We start from the raw sequence: 17,378 nt of genomic DNA, 5'->3' as shown, positions 1-17,378 counted from the left end.
GATGAAATTTCTTATAGCCCTGACCCCGTTGATCGCGCTCGTCGCTGCGCCGGTGGCCGCCCAGAACCAGGATCTCGGCGAACCGATGGGCGAGGGCCAGGAAGTCGAAGCGGTAGCTGTCGAGGGCGATGACGGCGACGGGCCGCTGCGCGGCACGGTGTCGGATGACAGCTCGCTCGATGACCTCGGCATCGCAATCCCCGCCTTCGCGACCGACCGCAATGTCTCGACGCCCGCCAACGCCAACGGCACTGCCGCGCTGGGCGAGGAGCTTGCCCGCGTCATCACCGCAAACCTTCGCAACAACGGCCTGTTCAAGCCGACCGGTCCGGATTCACTGCCCAAGCCGGAATTCGCCAACATTACCTCGCCCGTATGGTCGACCTGGGGTGTGCGCGGCGCGGAAATGCTGGTGCACGGCTATGTCCGTGCGCGCAGCGACGACCGTCTGACCGTCGGCTGTTATCTCTACGACATGGCGCTCCAGCAGCGCCTCGTGGCCGAGGGCTGGGTGGTCTCGCCCGCCGACTGGCGCCGTGCGGCGCACAAGTGTTCGGACCTCATCTATGCGCGCCTGACCGGCGAAAGCCCGTTCTTCGACAGCCGCATCGCCTATATCGCCGAAACCGGCCCGAAGGATAAACGCACCAAGCGCCTTGCGATCATGGATAGCGACGGGGCGAACCACCGCTTCATCACCACGGGCCGTTCGACCGCGCTTACGCCGCGCTACTCGCCCGACTACAAGCAGCTCGTCTACCTGAGCTATGTCGACGGCAATCCGCGTATCTATGTTTATGACATCGGTACCGGTCGCCAGACGCTGGTCACGCAGAGCGACAACCCGACCTTCGCCCCGCGCTGGAGCCCGGATGGTCGCTGGATCCTCTATTCGATGGCAGTCGGCGGCAATACCGATATCTACCGCGTCTCGGCTCAGGGTGGCCGCAGCGAGCGACTCACCGACACACCGGGCATCGACATCGGTGGGTCCTATTCGCCCGACGGCAGCCGGATCGTGTTCGAGAGCGACCGTTCGGGCAGCCAGCAGATCTACATCATGGATGCCGACGGTTCGAACCAGCGCCGCCTGACCTTCTTCGGCGGGCGTTCGGCAACGCCCGAGTGGAGCCCGCGCGGCGACCAGATCGCCTTCACGCACATCGCCGGCGACTTCAACATCGCCGTCATGAACCCGAACGGGCGCGGATTGCGCAAGCTGACGAATGGCTGGCAGGACGAGGCACCCACGTGGGCGCCCAACGGCCGGATCATCCAGTTCTTCCGCACGGCACGCAACACCGGCGCGACCTCGCTGTGGCAGGTCGACCTGACGGGCGAGAACGAGCGCCGACTGCCTACGCCGGTCGATGCATCGGACCCGGCCTGGGGACCGATCCTGCCCTAAGATCATTGAAGAATTCGTGGGGACGAAGTTTGGTGCCGCCCGCATACCGGATGGGGGCGGGGCCAGAAATCGGGGGCAAACCGATTTTCACCGCTGTTTAAAAGGGGACAGCAAAATGAATACCCGTATTGCAACTGCTGTAATGCTCACCTCGGCCCTCGCACTGGCAGCCTGCCAGAAGAAGGCACCCGAAGAGCTTCCGCCCGCGCCCGAAGCCACTGCGGCTCCGGCGCCCACGCCCACGCCTACCGGCCCCGCCGTCGGCAGCATGGAGCATTTCATCGAGGCCGTCGGCCGCGCCAACACGGTCGTCTACTTCGACACCGACCGTTACAATATCGATGCCGAAGACAGCGCCAAGCTGCAGACGCAGGCGCAGTACTTCAGCCAGTACTCGAACGTCACCTTCACCATCGAAGGCCACACCGACGAGCGTGGCACGCGTGAATACAACCTCGCCCTGGGCGAGCGTCGTGCGAACGCGGCGAAGAACTACCTCGTCTCGCTCGGTATCCCGGCGAGCCGGATCCGCACTGTCAGCTACGGCAAGGAACGCCCCGTGGCGCTCGGCTCGAACGAGGCTGCATGGGCACAGAACCGCCGCGCAGCGACGGTCACGATCAACTGATTTTCGAAACGGGCAGGGGCGCTCCGGCGCGCCTGCCCTGAACGCCGCTTAGCCGGCGGCGTTTTCTACGACCTGAGGGGCCGAGGCGGCGTGCACGCCGTGCTCGGCCTTTTCATTGCCACCGATGCTGGTCGAAAGCGCGAAAGCTGCCATGCTCAGCACGGCGACGGTGGCGGAAAGGGTAAGCTGCTTGCTCATGTCGTGGCCTGTAGATCAAAATTCGTTAAACAATGTTCGCAATGCAACATTTCGAATTGAAACTGGTTCCACCATCCTTGCGCAAACCGCCAGCGTCCCTAGATTGACCGCCATGCCAGCTCGACCAACAACTTGTGATGCCTAAGGCGCGCCGGTCCAACGACTGGGGCTTTCCCCGCTGGCGTGGCTATGACGAAAGCCGCGAGGCGGCGACCGTGCGCCTGTGCGATCGCCATGGCTGCGAGGAAAAGGGCGATTGCCCGGCTCCCAAGGCGCCCAACAGCCCCGATCGCTGGTACTTCTGCCAGAAGCATGCGGCCGAATACAATTCTGGCTGGGACTATTTCGAAGGTCTCGACAAGGCGGAGAAAGAGGCAAGGGCCAAGTCCGAGAGGGCCGAGAATGCCGGCTATGCAGAGGCGCAGCACTATGGCTGGAGCGGTTCTGGTGACGGTTCGCGCAGCGCCGACGAAATGCGTGCACTCGAGGTGCTCGAGCTCGAGGCCGATGCCGACTTTGCCGCAGTCAAGAAAGCCTGGCGGGTAAAGGCCAAGGCGGTCCATCCCGATGTGAAGCCGGGCGACAAGGAAGCTGCCGACGCCTTCCAGAAGTACCAGCTCGCCTACGAAGTTCTCAAGGCGGCGGAAGAGCGCCGCGAATGGAAGGGCTGAGGGCCCCGGACTAGCGCCGCTTGTATGGAAGCGACAACGCCGCGTTAACCACTTCTTGCCGATTTCCGGGTAACGTTCCCAGGCGACTTGGAGTTTTCATGCAGACACGTACGACCAATCGACAGGGGACGAATATCGTCCTGAATTGCCGTGTGCCGGTGCAGCGCGCGCAAGCCCTGTTGTGCGATATTTCGCTGACAGGTTGCCGGATCGAACTGTTCGATTCCTACGTCAACAAGGGCTCGACCGTATTCTTCGAAATCGACGAGAAGAACGAGTTTGCCGGCCAGATCGTCTGGGTCCGCGGCAACGAGGCGGGCGTGCGCTTCATGCACCGCCTCAGCCCGGCGGCAATGCAGGTGCTCGAACTCGCCTGACGATCAGATCCCGATCTTCGGATCGGGATTGTCGTTCCACCACGCCACATCGCTGAACGGCCTGACGTCGAGTTCGTGCGTCCAGCAGTTCTTCGGCTGGTGCGCGAGGTGCCAATAGGTCTCTGCCAGCGCGGCGGGGTCGATCACCCCGTCCTCGCCCTTCGATGCCTTGTAGGCCTCGAACCTGTCGCCGAGGAGCTTGCCCAGCGTATCGGGCGCATCGACAGACCCGTCGACCACCACATGCGCGACATGCACGCCCTGCGGTCCGAATTCGGCGTTCAATGTCTGGCATAGCATTCGCCGCCCGCCCATGGCGGCTGCATGGCTGTGCTGCCCCGCATTGCCCCTGACCGCAGCAGTGGCCGATGTGACGAGGATCGTCCCGCTCCCGCGCTCGACCATCCGCGGAGTGACCGTATGGGCCAGACGGAAGAGGCCGTAGCACCCGAGCCTCCAGCCCAGTTCGAAGGTGCGATGCGGCGTGTTGGCCAAGTCGCGGTTCCCGATCTGCGCGCCAAGGTTGTAAAGCACCGTATCGATTGGCCCGATGTCGCTTTCGGTCCGCTCGACCAATTCCTCGATCGTGCCGTCTGCTGCTGCATCGAGCAACGTCCCCGAAGCCTTGCCGCCCGCATCCTCGATCTGGGCGACCAGCCTCGCCAGCCCCTCTTCGTCGGAGCGCCGGGCAAGGACCGCATGATAGCCACCTTGCGCAAAGCGGGCCGCGGCATGACCGCCGATCCCTGCGCCCGCGCCGATCACCAGGAATACCTTCTCCGCCATTTCCGTCTCCTCACAGTCGGGCGAGGATAGCCTTTGCCAGCCGTGCACCCAGGCCGGGGCCCTGTTCCGGATAGAGATAGGGCTCGATCGCCTCTGCTTCCATTACGGCGAGTTTGCCCGAAGGCAGCCGCGCCATGTCGATGCGGCAGTAGAGCAGATCGTCGAAGGGCAGGGCAGCCACGATTGCCTCTGCACCGGCAAGGTCCGCTTGCGAGGGCGTGAAATCGGTTTCGTATCCGCCGTAGAGCGACTGGATGCGGTACTCGCCTTGCGCGGCGCGTTTGAGGACGCCGTGGCTGAATTCCCCGTCGATGAAGAGGAAGGTGTATTCGCCTTCCTCGACCACGCTGGGGAGGAAGGGCTGCACCATGCAGGGGCGGCCCATGCGCCAGTCCTGCGCAGGCATATCGTCTCGTGAGAAGCTGTGCTGTCCGAGGCCGCCTGCGCCGACCTGACGCTTCACCACCACCCTGTCGGTACCGAATTGCTCCATGGCCGCCGCCACGTCACCATGGCCGGCATCGTCGAGCCAAAGCGTCGGCACGATGGCGGCGCCGCGCCGTTCCAGCTCGCGCAGGTATCGCTTTTCTGCATTCCACCGCACGACCGTCGGCGGGTTGCAGGCCAAGATTCCGCGCTCCTCCAGCGCCTCGAGCTTGCTCACGAACTCGCGCGGATGGTCTTGGTAATCCCAAGCGGTGCCGAGCAGAACCAGCGACAGCCCCTCGAAGTCTTCGATCGGCGCGCGCCAGTCGATCTCGACCAGCTCGAGACCGGCCTCTTCGAAGGCCGGACGCAGCGCGCCAACCTCGATATCATGCTCGAACGCATCGCCCCGCCGGGGACCGTCCCCCGGCAGGGTGTCTGCGCAGGCAAGGAAGCCTATCTTGCTCAGACTGCCTCCAGCGCCTGTTCGAAGTCGGCGATGAGGTCGTCCGGGTCCTCGATGCCGATCGAGATGCGCACGAGGTTGTCCGAAATGCCCAGTTCCGCGCGGCGGCCTTCGGCGACCGAAAGGTGGGTCATCGATGCCGGGTGGCTCGCCAGCGTTTCGGTTCCGCCGAGGCTGACGGCAAGTTTGGCGATCTTGAGCGCGTCGAGGAAGCGGAAGCATTCGGCCTCGCCTCCCTTGAGCAGCAGCGAGAAGGTGCTGCCTGCACCCTTGCAGTGACGGTCATAGATGTCCTGCTGGCGCGCGTCCTTGATCATGCCGAGATAGCCGAGGCCTTCGACCTTGGGATGCTGGGCGAGGTATTCGCAGACCTTCTCCGCGTTCTCGCCCGCGCGCTGCATGCGCAGTTCGACGGTTTCGAGGCTGCGGCAGAGCATCCATGCGGTGTTCGGATCGCAGATGCCGCCCATGGTGTTGCGCAGCATGCGGATGGCGTCGATGAAGCGCTTCTTGCCGGAGACGCTGCCCGCCACGAGGTCGGAGTGGCCGCCGACATATTTGGTCAGCGAGTAGACGACGAGGTCCGCGCCATGGTCGAGCGGGCGCTGCCAGAGGGGGCCGAGGAAGGTATTGTCGATCGCGATCGAGCACTTGTCGGGGTCGAAATGCGCGTCGCGGGCCGCCTTGACCGCCTCGATATCGACCAGCGCATTGGTCGGGTTGCCCGGGCTTTCGAGGTAGATCATCGGCACTTCGCCGCCCTTTTCCTCGGCCAGCGCCTTGGCCTTCACCATCACTTCGTCGAGCTGTTCGCGCGTGGCGCCGGCGGGGAAGTCGATGAAGCTGACGCCGTATTTCGCCATGGTCTTGGCGATGAAGCCTTCGGAAGCCGCATAGAGCGGGCCCGAGTGGACGATGACGTCGCCCGCCTTGCAGGCCGCCAGCAGCAGCACGGCAATCGCGGTCATGCCGCTGGAGAAGGAGAGCGCCTCTTCCGCGCCGTCCCACACGGCAAGGCGATCTTCGAGGATCTCCTGGTTCGGCGCATTGAAGCGCGAATAGACGAGGCCGTCCGCACCGCCCGGACGCTTGCCGGTGATGCCTTCGAAGTGGCGCTTGCCGTCGGCGGCGCTGGGGAAGGCGAAGGTGGAGGTGAGGAAGATCGGAGCCTTCAGGCTGCCTTCCGAAAGCACGGGATCGAAGCCGTGACCCATCATCAGCGTGCTGGGCTTGAGTTCGCGTCCCTTGATCTTCGGGATCTCGCGCTTGGGAGCCATGCGGGGGCTGGTGGGGTCGATTTCCTTGTCGCTCATCGTGAAGAGCATCCTTCCTGCTTATCGCCCCGAGGAAGGCCGGGGCCGTTGTTGCCTGTCCGCTGGCACCCGTTCCTAACCTCCGCAGGAACGCCTCTCCACCGGCTGGATGTGGCACGTCTGTTATGTTGGAAGCGAGTTGGATTCAACCGCGCGTTCAGACCAGCGCCGCCATTCCCCACACGACTGCGACGATCATGAAAATACCGACGAGGTCGAGCAGGATGCCGGCCTTCACCATGCGCTCGATCCGGATGCGGCCGGTCGACCACGCAATGGCGTTGGGACCGGTGCCTGCAGGCAGCATGAAGCCCCAGCTCGCGGCGAGCGCGGCCGGCATGGCGAGCAACACCGGATCGACGCCCAAGGCGACCACCAGTGCAGCAACCACCGGGATGATCGCGCTGGCAGTGGCGACGTTGCTGGCGAATTCGGTGATGAGCACCACCATCGCTACCACCGCGATCGCCACGAAGAAGAGCGGCCATGCCTCCAGCGGCAAAAGTGCATTGCCGAGCCATTCGGCAAGCCCGCTCGCGCCCATTCCGGCAGCCAGCGCAAGGCCGCCGCCGAACATCATGATGACGCCCCACGGAGCGCGGTCGGCCTCTTTCCAGACCAGCAGCGAGCGGCCCGTCCCGTCGGGGATCAGGAACAGCGCGAGGCTGGCGATGATCGCGATGGTCCCGTCGGTCCACGAGCCTTCGGGAAGATAGGGTGCGACCAGCAGGCGCGTCATCCATGCAAGGAAGGTGATCGCCACGACCACCATCAACCGGCGTTCAGGCGCACCCATCGGCGTGTCGTCGACGATCGCCTCGCGCGCGGCCTCGACATCGAAGGGATGGGCGGAAACATGCTGGACCTTCGAAATGAGGAAGGCGGCGAGCGGCACGCCGAGGAAGACGATGGGCAGGCCGTATAGCGTCCACTGAGCAAAGCTGATCTGCGCGCCGATCATTGTGTCGAGCAGGCCGACCGCGATGGCATTGGTCGGCGATCCCACCAACGTCCCGAGGCCGCCGATACTGGCGGCAAAGGCGATGCCCATCGGCAGAGCGCCCGCTAGGCCCTCGCGCTCCTCGGCGGCAAGGCCTGCACCTGCCAGCACGGCCATGGCCATCGGCATCATGATCAGCGCAGTCGAAGTGTTCGAAATCAGCATCGAGAGGATCGCGGCGGCGATCATGAAGGCAAGCAGCAATCCGGTCTGCCCGCCGCGTCCGTGCAGGGCATTGAGGATCGCCAGCGCGAGCCGCTTGTGAAGCCCCGTGCGCTCGATGGCGAGCGCAATGAAGGCGCCCCCCAGCAGCAGGAAAAGGATCGGCGAATAATAGGCTGCTGCCGTGTCGCGCGCATTCATCACGCCGGCAAAGGGCAGCACGAGGAACGGCATCAGCGCGGTGGCAGTAAGCGGCAGCGCTTCGGTCATCCACCAGGCCGCCATCAAGACGACCAGACCCGCAACGATCAGCGCCTCGCGGCTCATCCCGGCGGGAAGCGGCGCGAAGATGGCGAGGGCCAGCGCGACGACGCCTGCCAGAAACCCGATACGTTTTGCTGTCACCGAAAACCCCTCCCGCTCTCGCCGCCAAGCGCTAGCAAGTCGCGGGCCTCAGGCCAATCGTGCCGGCAGCACTAATCGGGGAAGCGTCAGTCGACCTCGCGGCCCAGTTCGGTCGCTTCGGGATTGCTCGGATCGATAACGATGACCCTGCCGCGCAATTCGCCGTTCTGGCGCATGCGCTCCATCTTCTCGATCTTCTCCTCGACCACGCGCGCGATGTGCGAAGCGACGCCAATCGGCTTCAGCGGCGCATCCATCGTGTCGGTGCCGTAATTGTACGGGTCGAGAATCAGGCCCCTCGGGTGGTATTCGGGCGAGCGTTCACCGCGGGCGAGGTCGGAAACGTCATATTCGTAGAGCGACGTGCGGATACGCTGCGTCCTCGCGATGTCCTCACGCAGGTCGTCGCGAGCGAACTTCTTCAGATGCGCGCGCAATGCTTCCTCTTCGCCGAAGAAGAACGGCATCGCTTCCTCGTAGAGGCGCGAGATATGGAGCGTGTTGCCCCGCTTCTCCACGCCGCGCATGGAATTGACGAAATCCGTCGCCGAGCTTTGCAGCAGCAGGTTCACATTCTCGGCGTTGAAGGCGTTGCGCTGGATGGTCGGGCCGCCGATCTCGCCGCGGAAGAAACCGTAGATGACGCGCGGATCGCGCCAATTGGGATAGACGATCTGCGTCCTGATATCCTTCAGGCTCAGCGCCACACCGTCGACATTGAGGAACTTGGCCTCGTCGAGCGGAAGCTGATCCGCTCCAATGCGTAGCTCGGACGGCCGGCTCACCGGATAGGCGAGTGCAATCTGTTCGATCACCGCGACATTGTGGAGGTTGAGCCAGTAAGCGAGCTGTTCGTTGCGCGGCAGGCTGGCGATGTCGAGCTGGCTGCCGAGTGCCTCCAGCTCTTCGCGATAGGCGGTCAGAGCCTCGCGCTGCGCATCTTCGAGAAATGAGAAGCCTACCCTGTTGCCTTCGAGACGGAGACCGGAATCGTGGCCGAAGACCATGCGGGTCCCCGTTTCCGGCGCGACCTTGGGCATGATCCGGCGTTCGGACGGGCCCATGTAAAACACGAAATAGGCGAGCGCCTCGTCCCAGGCCTTGTAGTCGATCCGGGTCTGCAACGTATCGCCGCGCGGCGCGAAGCGGGAGGATATGGCGCCCTCGCTTTTCGATGAAGCTGCCGGAACGGGGTCTCCGACCGGTACCGCCATGGAAGTCTCCGCTGCCGCCGGGATGGATACACCGGCAAGCAACACCGCAACCAGTCCGATACGCATGGTCTCTCTCCTCGCTATTGACGAGGAGACATTATCACCGTTCGACTAAGCCTCAAAGCTCAGGCGCTTTTTCGCGCTTATTCGACCTCGGGGGCGGGGGGAGGCGTTTCGGGAACGCTGCCCGGCGGAAGTATGATAACGCGGCCCTGGAGCAGGCCTTCCTTACGCAGCTTCTCCATCTTGTCGGCACGCTCGCGCAGCATGCGGGCGATCGACGGGGTAATCCGCGCCGACTGCATCATGCCGTCGCTTTCGACGTTGAAGAAGTTCATCTCGCGCTCGCCCCCGGCAAGGTCGGCCACGGTGTCGATGTACTGGTTGACCTTCACTTCGGGCTTTTCGGCGATGAGGCCGCTCACGACATCTTCCGCATGGGTCGACAGGTGTGCCTTGAGATCGGCGCCCATCTGCGGGAAGTAGAAGGGTGCAGCTTCTTCGTAGATGGCGGACACGAGCAGGTTCTTGCCATAGCCTTCGACGCCGCGCAGCGAATTGACGAATTCACGCGCGGACACGTCGAGCAGTTCGTCGACATTCGTGCCGGTGAAGGCGCGACGCTGGATCGACGGGCCGCCGATTTCGCCGCGGAAGAAACCGTAGATCACGTCCGGATCGTTCCAGTTCGGGAAGACGATCCGCGTGCGGATATCGCGCGGGCTCATCGCGACGCCGCCCACGTTGATGAAACGCGTGGTGTCGAGCGAGGTCTTGTCAGGGCCAAGCTTCATGCGCGAGGGAGAAGCCGAGGGATAGTTACGGCCGATCTGCTCGATCACGGCCACGTTGTGCAGGTTCATCCAGAACGCAAGCTGCTCGTTGCGCGGCAGGGTGGCGATATCGATTTCGGCTGCGATCCGCTCGAGATCCTGGCGGTATTCGAACAGCGGGGCGAGGGCTTCGTCTTCGAGGAAGGAAAAGACCACGCGGTTGCCTTCGAGGCGGTAGCGGCTGTCGTGGCCGAACACGCGGCGGGTGCCGAGGTTCGGGTCGGGACGGCCCATGCCGTCGCGCGTCGACTGGCCCATGCGCAGGACCATGAATTCGAGCGCTTCGTCATAGAAGGAGTAGTCGAGCTGGGTGGAGGCACCCGACGGGCGTGGGGTGAAGCGCTCGAAATCGGCATCGGCTGCGATGCCCGCTGCAATGGAGGCTTGTTCGACCTGTGCGATCGCTGGTGCTGCGGTGGCCATCAAGACGGCCATGGCGGTCATTGCAGACGGTCGAAGTTTCATTGGTCAGCCCTTGGTAGAAGCGAAGCCTTCGGGCGTCGCAAATAGTCGAAGAATATGTGCAGCTTATACTACGGGTCTATTACCCCGCCAATGTGGCCTGCCGATTAACGCCTGTAATTCGTCGAAGTGCCGGACGAACTCACGTCGTTCGTCGAGCAAATACGTCAATCAACGAGAAACGGGGGCGCACATGTGAAGCGGCCCCCGTCCAAAATGCCTTGTGCGGCAGTATCTTACTTCGGTGCCAGCACCATCAGCATCTGGCGCCCTTCGAGGCGCGGGAAGCTTTCCACCTTGGCGATCTCTTCCACGTCGTCGCGCACGCGGTTGAGCAGGTCCATACCCAGCTGCTGGTGCGCCATTTCGCGGCCGCGGAAGCGCAGCGTGCACTTCACCTTGTCGCCGTTTTCGATGAACTTCACGACATTGCGCATCTTCACTTCATAGTCGTGCGTGTCGATGTTCGGGCGCATCTTGACCTCTTTGATGTCCTGGGTCTTCTGCGTCTTTCGTGCGAGGTTCGCCTTCTTCTGCGCCTCGTAGCGATATTTGCCCACATCGAGGAACTTGCACACCGGCGGGTCCGCATTGGGGCTCACTTCGACGAGGTTGAGGCCCAGTTCATTGGCCTGCTCGGTCGCTTCGCGGGTGTACATCACCCCCAGGTTCTCACCTTCGTGATCGATCACGCGGACCTTGGGGACATTGATCATGTTATCGTAGCGCGGGCCGCTTTTCACGGGCATTTGCATGCTGCGCCGGGGTGGACGGGCTATGGGGCAATCTCCTGATTCTGCCGTTTTGTGTGGTGGCTATGTAGGGTGAAACACCGCAAACCGCTAGTGGCTATAACTAGGCGGCCTTCCAGAGGGGAAAGCGGGCGAGTTTGCCCTTTGCCGGAACCACCGCATCGATGCGGTCGGCAGGCTGCAACGCCTTGAGGATCGCCGGGTCTGCCGCGTTCATCCCGCCGGTATAGGCTCCAAAAGCGGGCAGGATCATCCGGCCCGAAGGCTTGCCATCGGCCCACTCGTTCGCGCTCACAACGGCGCAGGGCCGGCGGATCATGCGCTGGCGGACCTTTACCTGCAGGCGCGGGTGGTAGTGGCCCGAGAGTTCCGGACGTGTCTCGCCCTTCTTCGCGCGGTGGCGCAGGATCGTGCCGCCGATCTCGAGCTCTTCGGCGAGCGTGCCGCCGCAGCGCGCTTCCATGTCGGGATCGTGGTTGCCGGTTATCCAGACCCAGTCGACCGCCTTGGTCAGCGCCTCAAGCATGCCGCATGCGTGCGGTTCGAGCCGCGCGGACCCTTCCGAATCGTGGAAGTTGTCGCCCAGCGTGATCACGCGCCGCGCGCCCGTCTCGCGGATGGCCAGCGCCACACGTTCGAGCGTCTCTCGGCTGTCATAGGGCGGGATCATCTGTCCGTGGCCGGCGAAAAAGCTACCCTTTTCAAGATGCAGGTCGGCAACCAGCAGCGCGCGCTCGCGGGGCCAGTAAAGCGCACGGCCTTCTGTGAGGAGCCATTCCTCGCCAGCGAACGAAAGGGGAACCATGGCTCGCTATTGCCGCCTGCGCGCAGCAATGGCAAGGGCCTATGCATGACCGACTGGACTAGCCAAACCGACACTGCCCGTACCTGGTTCGAAACGCTGCGCGACCGTATCTGCGCGGAGTTCGAGAGCATCGAGCGCGAGGCGGGCAGCGACGCCGCGTTCCAGTACGACAGCTGGCAGCGCGAGGAAGAAGGCAACCACGACCCTGGCGGCGGCACGCGCGGATTGATGAAGGGCAAGGTGTTCGAGAAGGTCGGCGTGAACGTCTCGACCGTGCGCGGCAATTTCGCGCCCGAGTTTGCGGCCTCGATCAACGGCGCTTCTCCGGAAAACCCCGGTTTCACCGCGACCGGCATCAGCCTCGTCGCGCATATGGCGAACCCGCATGTGCCCGCGGTTCACATGAACACGCGCTTCCTCACCACGCAGGCCGCGTGGTTCGGGGGCGGGGCGGACCTGAACCCTCCGCTTCCCTACGAGGAAGACACCGAGGACTTCCACGCTCGCTTCCGCGCCGCCTGCGCCGCGCACAACCCGACCTATTACGAACGCTTCAAGAAGTGGGCGGACGATTATTTCTACATTCCCCACCGCGGCGTGCATCGCGGGGTGGGCGGCATCTTCTACGACCATTTGGAGTGTGAAGACGAAGCCGGTTTCGAGCGTAATCTCGCCTTCACCAAGGACGTGGGCGAGGCCTTTCTCGACATCTTCCCCAAGCTGGTCCGCCGCCGGATGGAAAGCGAGTTCACGCCCGAAGACAAGGCGCAGCAGCTCGAATGGCGCGGCCGCTATGCCGAATTCAACCTCGTCTACGATCGCGGCACGCTGTTCGGCCTCAAGACCGGCGGGAATATCGATGCGATCCTGATGAGCCTGCCGCCCGAGGCGACGTGGAGCTGAGCGCAGCAGACCGCGCGGCCTTCGATGGCCGCCCGCGCGAGATCGATTACGATCGGCGCGAGAAGCTCCACTACCTCGGCGAGTATCGCCGCAAACTGCCCAACAGTCTCACCCGCATGATGGAGAATGCCTACGATTGGGAGCATCTCCCCTTCGTGCATCCCACGAGCTTCGCGGATATCGAGTTGGTCGAGCAGGGCAGCTGGGGCTGGCGCTGCAAGGCCGCGCTGCCGAACAATGCCGGGACGCAAGCGGTCGAACTTCTCGTGGACAAGCCGCGCCACTATTGGGCGACCACGGTGGTCGAAGGGTTCGGGCAGGGCGTCGAAATCCACACGCAGGCGAGCGAGAATGGCGATGAGGGTATCGTTGTCTCGGTCAATTTCTACCTGCCGCAGCCCCCTGAAAGCGAAGCGCAGGGGCAGATGCTTCTAGCAGCGCTGACCCACCAGTATGCGACGCTCTATGACGAGGACGAGGCGCTGATGACCGGGAGGCAGGAGGCGCTCGACTCTTTCCGCAGTCGCGCTCCCTCCGACTTGTCGGCAGGCACCGGTCTTGCCGAGATCGCCGATCTGGATCGCGAGCAGCCGAATACCGTCGACTATGAGGGAACGCCCCTCGTGGTCCGCATGCACGAAGGCGAGTGGGTCGCCCATTCCGCGCTCTGCCCGCATATGCTCGGTCCGCTGGACAGTGCACCTGTCGAAAACGGCGCGGTGCTCTGCCCCTGGCACGGATACCGCTTCGCGCTGCTCGACGGTGAGGAGGAGCGACGGCGCTGTGGCAGGTTGCCTGTGCTTGTCAGGCTCGAAGAGCAAGACGGACGGCTGGTGGTGGCGGCCTGAATAACGGGAGCTAGATTCTTCAGCCCCGATCCGGTCCTCTCAGGCGATCCAGAGCCTGAGTAGCCACGCGACCACCCCCAGCACGGCAACGCTGGCAGCCCAGATTCCGGCCATCCACGCCAACCGTTTCCAGAGCGGGGCGGTGGGCTCTTCCATCAGTGATAGCCCTCGTCGCCGACCTTGCCGCGGAACACCCAGTATGCCCACGCAGTGTAGGCGAGGATCAGCGGCATGGTGATCGCGACCCCGATGAGCATGAAGACCTGGCTGCGCTCGGGCGCGGCGGCGTCCCAGATCGTCATATCGGGCGGGACGACATAGGGCCACATCGTCACGCCGAGGCCCGCCATTCCGAAGAAAAACAGCGCGATCGACAGCCAGAAAGGCTTGGAATTGCGATCGCGCGTTATGGCGCGCACCAGCGAGACGGCGATCAGCGCGGTCAGGATCGGGACCGGCGCGGCGAAGTAGATTTCCGGCGACGTCAGCCAGCGTTCGGCATATTCGGCGTTGAGGAAGACATTGTAGAGGCTCACCGCGCCCATCAGTACGACGGTTGCGAGCGCCGAGCGAAGCGCCAGCTTGCGCGCATGCGCCTGACCTTCTCCGTCGAGCTTCCAGATGAGCCACGTGCTGCCGAGCAGCGCGTATCCGGCGACCACGCCGAAACCGCAGAGCAGCGTGTAGGGCGTCAGCCAGTCGAACCAGCTACCTGCGTAGGCGCGGTCGACCACTTCGACGCCCTGCAGCAATGCGCCCAGCGTCATGCCCTGCGCCATTGCCGCGACCAGCGAGCCGCCCGTGAAAGCGAAGTCCCAGAAGCGGCGATGGTTCGGATCGCGCCAGCGGTATTCGAAGGCGACCCCGCGGAAGACGAGGCCGAGCAGCATGGCGATGACGAGCGGATAGGTCGCGGGCAGCACGACCGCATAGGCGAGCGGGAAGGCCGCAAACAATCCGCCTCCGCCCAGCACCAGCCAGGTCTCGTTGCCGTCCCAGACCGGTGCGATCGAGTTCATCGCCCGGTCGCGCTCGCGCCCGGGGTCGAAGGTCGGGAAGAGAATGCCGATGCCGAGGTCGAAACCGTCCATCACCACATAGGCAAAGACGGCAAAGGCGATGATGAAGGCCCAGATGGTGGTGAGGTCCATCACACGTCCTCCTCGCTATCGGGCAGGGTCCCTTCGTGACCCGGATTCTGGGTCGGGCCCGGAGTGATGCCGGCGGTACGGATCGGTCCGGTATCGCCGCGCTTCACGCCCAGCTCGCCGACATGCGGCGTGTGGCTCATCAGGCGCAGGATGTACCAGACGCCGATCCCGAATACGGTGAAATAGACCACGATGAAGGCGAGTAGCGAAGCGGCGACAGCCGGCGCGTCGAGCGGGCTGGCGGCATCTGCAGTGCGCAACAGGCCGTAGATCACGTAGGGCTGGCGGCCGACCTCGGTCGTGATCCATCCGGCCAGTACCGCGATGAAGCCCGAAGGCGCCATGACCAGCGCCGCGCGATGCAGCCAGTTCCATTCGTAGAGCTTGCCCCGCCAGCGTGCGAACAGGCTCCACAGGCCCACGCCCAGCATGGCGAAACCGATGCCGACCATGATGCGGAAGGACCAGAAGACGATGCCGACGGGCGGTTCCTCGTCATCGGGAATGGTGTCGAGACCCGCGAGAGGCGCGTCGGGGTCATGCTTGAGGATGAGCGAGGAGGCCTTGGGGATCTCGATCGCATAGCGCACCGTCTTGGCCTCGCTGTCGGGAATACCGAACAGGATCAGCGGCGCGCCGTCCGGATGGCTCTGGAAATGGCCCTCCATCGCCATGACCTTCTGCGGCTGGTGCTCGAGCGTGTTGAGGCCATGCAGGTCGCCTGCGAAAATCTGCAGCGGTGTGACGATCGCGGCCATCCACATCGCCATCGAGAACATCTTGCGCGCATGCAGGTTCGCGCGGTCCTTGAGCAAATGCCATGCACCCACTCCGCCGACCACGAAGGCGGTGGTCAGGTATGCCGCCATCACCGTGTGGACGAGGCGGTAGGGGAAGCTCGGATTGAAGACGATGTCCCACCAGCTTTCACCGGGCAGGTACTGGCCGTTCGCGCCCATCTCGAAGCCGGTCGGCGTCTGCATCCAGCTGTTCACCGACAGGATCCAGAAGGCCGATACGAAAGTGCCCAGCGCGACCATGCAGGTTGCGGTGAAGTGCAGCTTCTTGCCTACGCGGTTCATGCCGAACAGCATCACGCCGAGGAAACCGGCTTCGAGGAAGAAGGCGGTCAGCACTTCGTAAGCCATCAGCGGCCCGATCACCGGCCCCGCCACATCGGAGAAAACCGACCAGTTGGTGCCGAACTGGTAGCTCATCACGATCCCCGAGACGACGCCCATGGCAAAGGCGATCGCGAAGATCTTGAGCCAGTATTTGAACAGGTCGAGATAGAGCTGTTTCCCGGTCTTCAGCCACAGCCCCTCGAGCACCATCAGGTAACTCGCGAGCCCGATCGAAAAGGCCGGGAAAAAGAAGTGGAAGCTCACCGTGAAGGCGAACTGGATGCGAGCGAGCGTCAGTGCGTCGAAAGCCTCGAACATGAGGACTTCCTAATCTAAGAATGCCGGCTGTGCCAATCGACAGCGCGCACCAAGTGTTGCGCGCGGTGCAAGTTTACTTCGGCGCGTAGACCCGAACCCAGTCGACTAGCATCTCGACTTCGCCTGCCTTGACCGCATCGACCGTTGCCTGCGAGATGCCGTTATAGGGCTCCTCGATACCGTTCGTCTTGAACGGATAGGCACCGCCCATGGCGAAGTTGAGGATCAGGTACTTGTCGTTGTCGAAGCGCCATTCGCCGTAGTTTTCGACCATCGGCTTGGTCACGCGGTAAAGCACGTGGTCGTCGACCATGAAGTCGATCTGCTGGTCGGTCCATTCCACGGCATAGACGTGCCAGTCGGTCACGTCCTCGCCTTCGGGGAAGAAGTACTTGTTCACGAGCGGGGTCTCGCCCGAATAGCCCGGACCGTGGAGTGCGACGCCGATCCAGTCCTTCTCGCCGACATATTCCATGATGTCGATTTCGCCCGTGCCCGGCCACTGGTCGTTGCCGAGCAGCCAGAAGGCAGGCCAGACGCCGACATTGTCGGGTAGCTTGATACGCGCTTCGGCGCGGCCGTGGGTGAAGTCGAACTTGCCCTGGCTCTCGATGCGGCCCGACACGAAGGGGGCATTGCGCTCTGCCTTGGGGTCTTCGCCCGGCTTGAACACGGGGCGCAGAATCAGCGCCCCGCCGTCCGCGCCCTCGGCTTCGTCGGTGAAGGCGATGACGGCAGGGTCATCGATATAGGCCTGCTGTTCGTTATTGACCCAGAAATCGGTGCCGATGACGATCCACTTGTCGCGGTCGAGCGTGTCGGCATCGAACTCGTCTGCGAAAAGGAGCTCACGCTCGGTCGCGGTATCGCCAGCCTCGCCCGCGTCTGTATCGGCACCCGCCGTGCAGCCTGCAGTCATCGCTGTGGCGCCCAGCGCGCAGGTCAGTGCGAAAGTCGAAAAGCGGTTCATCAGGGCCTCCCAATAATCTTGTGAACGTTATCAATACGCATTCTAGCGCGTTTGGCGAGTCCGTGGGTACGTTTTCAGTGCGCGGGGTGGAAAGGCGCGGCGAGATCGTCGATAGGACGCGGCACACTTGCTCATGCCGCCCTTGTGCCGGCGATGAC

At 63.6% G+C, this 17,378-nt stretch carries 19 protein-coding genes; 6 read left to right on the top strand and 13 right to left on the bottom strand.

Translation table 11 applies throughout. The features are described from left to right. Window position 1: 1 nt before the first annotated feature. Together tolB and pal are read left to right on the top strand one after the other, a co-directional pair. Window positions 2-1,408, top strand: a complete 1,407-nt coding sequence (tolB, locus tag K3165_RS11720; protein WP_221549083.1) for a Tol-Pal system beta propeller repeat protein TolB — start codon at window positions 2-4, stop codon at window positions 1,406-1,408. Window positions 1,409-1,523: 115 nt separating this feature from the next. Further along, complete coding sequence (gene pal, locus K3165_RS11715; RefSeq protein WP_221549082.1) at window positions 1,524-2,036, top strand: peptidoglycan-associated lipoprotein Pal; 513 nt, start codon at window positions 1,524-1,526, stop codon at window positions 2,034-2,036. A 48-nt stretch (window positions 2,037-2,084) separates the two neighbouring features. Here the strand turns inward: pal and K3165_RS11710 are convergent, their stop codons facing one another. Further along, window positions 2,085-2,234 carry a hypothetical protein gene (locus K3165_RS11710; RefSeq protein ID WP_221430299.1) on the bottom strand — a complete coding sequence of 50 codons (150 nt, stop codon included), beginning with the start codon at window positions 2,232-2,234 and terminating at the stop codon, window positions 2,085-2,087. 137 nt (window positions 2,235-2,371) lie between these two features. Here K3165_RS11710 and K3165_RS11705 point away from each other — a divergent pair, with 137 nt between their 5' ends. Beyond that, window positions 2,372-2,905, top strand: coding sequence for a J domain-containing protein (locus tag K3165_RS11705; protein ID WP_221549081.1), 534 nt, complete (start codon window positions 2,372-2,374; stop codon window positions 2,903-2,905). A 98-nt stretch (window positions 2,906-3,003) separates the two neighbouring features. Next, entirely contained in the window at window positions 3,004-3,282 is a 279-nt protein-coding gene (locus tag K3165_RS11700; protein WP_221549080.1) for a PilZ domain-containing protein, read from the top strand. A gap of 3 nt (window positions 3,283-3,285) precedes the next feature. Here the strand turns inward: K3165_RS11700 and K3165_RS11695 are convergent, their stop codons facing one another. The 8 genes from K3165_RS11695 to pdeM form a co-directional block, all read right to left on the bottom strand. Continuing rightward, a complete protein-coding gene (locus K3165_RS11695; RefSeq protein WP_221549079.1) occupies window positions 3,286-4,068 on the bottom strand; it encodes an SDR family NAD(P)-dependent oxidoreductase in 783 nt (260 codons plus the stop codon). 10 nt (window positions 4,069-4,078) lie between these two features. After that, window positions 4,079-4,732 carry an ATP-grasp domain-containing protein gene (locus tag K3165_RS11690; protein WP_345721053.1) on the bottom strand — a complete coding sequence of 218 codons (654 nt, stop codon included), beginning with the start codon at window positions 4,730-4,732 and terminating at the stop codon, window positions 4,079-4,081. 227 nt (window positions 4,733-4,959) lie between these two features. Continuing rightward, window positions 4,960-6,273 (bottom strand): cystathionine gamma-synthase family protein, encoded by a 1,314-nt coding sequence (locus K3165_RS11685; RefSeq protein ID WP_221549078.1) that lies wholly within the window; start codon window positions 6,271-6,273, stop codon window positions 4,960-4,962. Window positions 6,274-6,430: 157 nt separating this feature from the next. After that, a complete protein-coding gene (locus K3165_RS11680) occupies window positions 6,431-7,840 on the bottom strand; it encodes an SLC13 family permease (RefSeq protein ID WP_221549077.1) in 1,410 nt (469 codons plus the stop codon). 86 nt (window positions 7,841-7,926) lie between these two features. Then, the gene (locus K3165_RS11675) at window positions 7,927-9,120 is read right to left on the bottom strand and encodes a DUF547 domain-containing protein (RefSeq protein ID WP_221549076.1); all 1,194 of its coding nucleotides are present in this window, start codon (window positions 9,118-9,120) and stop codon (window positions 7,927-7,929) included. A 77-nt stretch (window positions 9,121-9,197) separates the two neighbouring features. Further along, window positions 9,198-10,352 (bottom strand): DUF547 domain-containing protein, encoded by a 1,155-nt coding sequence (locus tag K3165_RS11670; RefSeq protein WP_221549075.1) that lies wholly within the window; start codon window positions 10,350-10,352, stop codon window positions 9,198-9,200. Window positions 10,353-10,585: 233 nt separating this feature from the next. After that, the gene (gene infC, locus K3165_RS11665; protein ID WP_221430306.1) at window positions 10,586-11,104 is read right to left on the bottom strand and encodes a translation initiation factor IF-3; all 519 of its coding nucleotides are present in this window, start codon (window positions 11,102-11,104) and stop codon (window positions 10,586-10,588) included. A gap of 100 nt (window positions 11,105-11,204) precedes the next feature. Continuing rightward, on the bottom strand, window positions 11,205-11,906 hold the full coding sequence (pdeM, locus tag K3165_RS11660; RefSeq protein ID WP_221549074.1) for a ligase-associated DNA damage response endonuclease PdeM: 702 nt from the start codon (window positions 11,904-11,906) through the stop codon (window positions 11,205-11,207). 45 nt (window positions 11,907-11,951) lie between these two features. On the opposite strand from pdeM, the gene hemF reads away from it, so the two are divergent. Further along, window positions 11,952-12,809: an oxygen-dependent coproporphyrinogen oxidase gene (gene hemF, locus K3165_RS11655; protein WP_221549073.1), complete on the top strand. Its 858-nt coding sequence runs from the start codon at window positions 11,952-11,954 to the stop codon at window positions 12,807-12,809. Next, complete coding sequence (locus tag K3165_RS11650; RefSeq protein WP_221549072.1) at window positions 12,800-13,657, top strand: Rieske (2Fe-2S) protein; 858 nt, start codon at window positions 12,800-12,802, stop codon at window positions 13,655-13,657. Before hemF ends, K3165_RS11650 begins: the two co-directional genes overlap by 10 nt. 39 nt (window positions 13,658-13,696) lie before the next feature. Here the strand turns inward: K3165_RS11650 and K3165_RS11645 are convergent, their stop codons facing one another. From K3165_RS11645 to K3165_RS11630, 4 genes are all read right to left on the bottom strand, one after another. Beyond that, complete coding sequence (locus K3165_RS11645; RefSeq protein ID WP_221430310.1) at window positions 13,697-13,813, bottom strand: DUF2474 domain-containing protein; 117 nt, start codon at window positions 13,811-13,813, stop codon at window positions 13,697-13,699. After that, the gene (gene cydB, locus K3165_RS11640; protein WP_221549071.1) at window positions 13,813-14,808 is read right to left on the bottom strand and encodes a cytochrome d ubiquinol oxidase subunit II; all 996 of its coding nucleotides are present in this window, start codon (window positions 14,806-14,808) and stop codon (window positions 13,813-13,815) included. The genes K3165_RS11645 and cydB overlap by 1 nt, the downstream gene beginning before the upstream one ends. Further along, window positions 14,808-16,250 carry a cytochrome ubiquinol oxidase subunit I gene (locus K3165_RS11635; RefSeq protein ID WP_221549070.1) on the bottom strand — a complete coding sequence of 481 codons (1,443 nt, stop codon included), beginning with the start codon at window positions 16,248-16,250 and terminating at the stop codon, window positions 14,808-14,810. Before K3165_RS11635 ends, cydB begins: the two co-directional genes overlap by 1 nt. 73 nt (window positions 16,251-16,323) lie before the next feature. Then, window positions 16,324-17,220 (bottom strand): glycoside hydrolase family 16 protein, encoded by an 897-nt coding sequence (locus K3165_RS11630; protein ID WP_221549069.1) that lies wholly within the window; start codon window positions 17,218-17,220, stop codon window positions 16,324-16,326. Between the last annotated feature and the right edge of the window lie 158 nt (window positions 17,221-17,378).

This window comes from Qipengyuania xiamenensis, assembly GCF_019711495.1.
Lineage (GTDB): Bacteria > Pseudomonadota > Alphaproteobacteria > Sphingomonadales > Sphingomonadaceae > Qipengyuania > Qipengyuania xiamenensis.
This window is presented reverse-complemented; position numbering and strand designations above follow the sequence as displayed.

Excerpts from the sequence above, each read along its gene's own strand:
- tolB (WP_221549083.1), top strand. The coding sequence starts at position 2 with ATGAAATTTCTTATAGCCCTGACCCCGTTGATCGCGCTCGTCGCTGCG.
- pal (WP_221549082.1), top strand. The coding sequence starts at position 1,524 with ATGAATACCCGTATTGCAACTGCTGTAATGCTCACCTCGGCCCTCGCA.
- K3165_RS11710 (WP_221430299.1), bottom strand. The coding sequence starts at position 2,234 with ATGAGCAAGCAGCTTACCCTTTCCGCCACCGTCGCCGTGCTGAGCATG.
- K3165_RS11705 (WP_221549081.1), top strand. The coding sequence starts at position 2,372 with ATGCCTAAGGCGCGCCGGTCCAACGACTGGGGCTTTCCCCGCTGGCGT.
- K3165_RS11700 (WP_221549080.1), top strand. The coding sequence starts at position 3,004 with ATGCAGACACGTACGACCAATCGACAGGGGACGAATATCGTCCTGAAT.
- K3165_RS11695 (WP_221549079.1), bottom strand. The coding sequence starts at position 4,068 with ATGGCGGAGAAGGTATTCCTGGTGATCGGCGCGGGCGCAGGGATCGGC.
- K3165_RS11685 (WP_221549078.1), bottom strand. The coding sequence starts at position 6,273 with ATGAGCGACAAGGAAATCGACCCCACCAGCCCCCGCATGGCTCCCAAG.
- K3165_RS11675 (WP_221549076.1), bottom strand. The coding sequence starts at position 9,120 with ATGCGTATCGGACTGGTTGCGGTGTTGCTTGCCGGTGTATCCATCCCG.
- K3165_RS11670 (WP_221549075.1), bottom strand. The coding sequence starts at position 10,352 with ATGAAACTTCGACCGTCTGCAATGACCGCCATGGCCGTCTTGATGGCC.
- infC (WP_221430306.1), bottom strand. The coding sequence starts at position 11,104 with ATGCAAATGCCCGTGAAAAGCGGCCCGCGCTACGATAACATGATCAAT.
- pdeM (WP_221549074.1), bottom strand. The coding sequence starts at position 11,906 with ATGGTTCCCCTTTCGTTCGCTGGCGAGGAATGGCTCCTCACAGAAGGC.
- hemF (WP_221549073.1), top strand. The coding sequence starts at position 11,952 with ATGACCGACTGGACTAGCCAAACCGACACTGCCCGTACCTGGTTCGAA.
- K3165_RS11645 (WP_221430310.1), bottom strand. The coding sequence starts at position 13,813 with ATGGAAGAGCCCACCGCCCCGCTCTGGAAACGGTTGGCGTGGATGGCC.
- cydB (WP_221549071.1), bottom strand. The coding sequence starts at position 14,808 with ATGGACCTCACCACCATCTGGGCCTTCATCATCGCCTTTGCCGTCTTT.
- K3165_RS11635 (WP_221549070.1), bottom strand. The coding sequence starts at position 16,250 with ATGTTCGAGGCTTTCGACGCACTGACGCTCGCTCGCATCCAGTTCGCC.
- K3165_RS11630 (WP_221549069.1), bottom strand. The coding sequence starts at position 17,220 with ATGAACCGCTTTTCGACTTTCGCACTGACCTGCGCGCTGGGCGCCACA.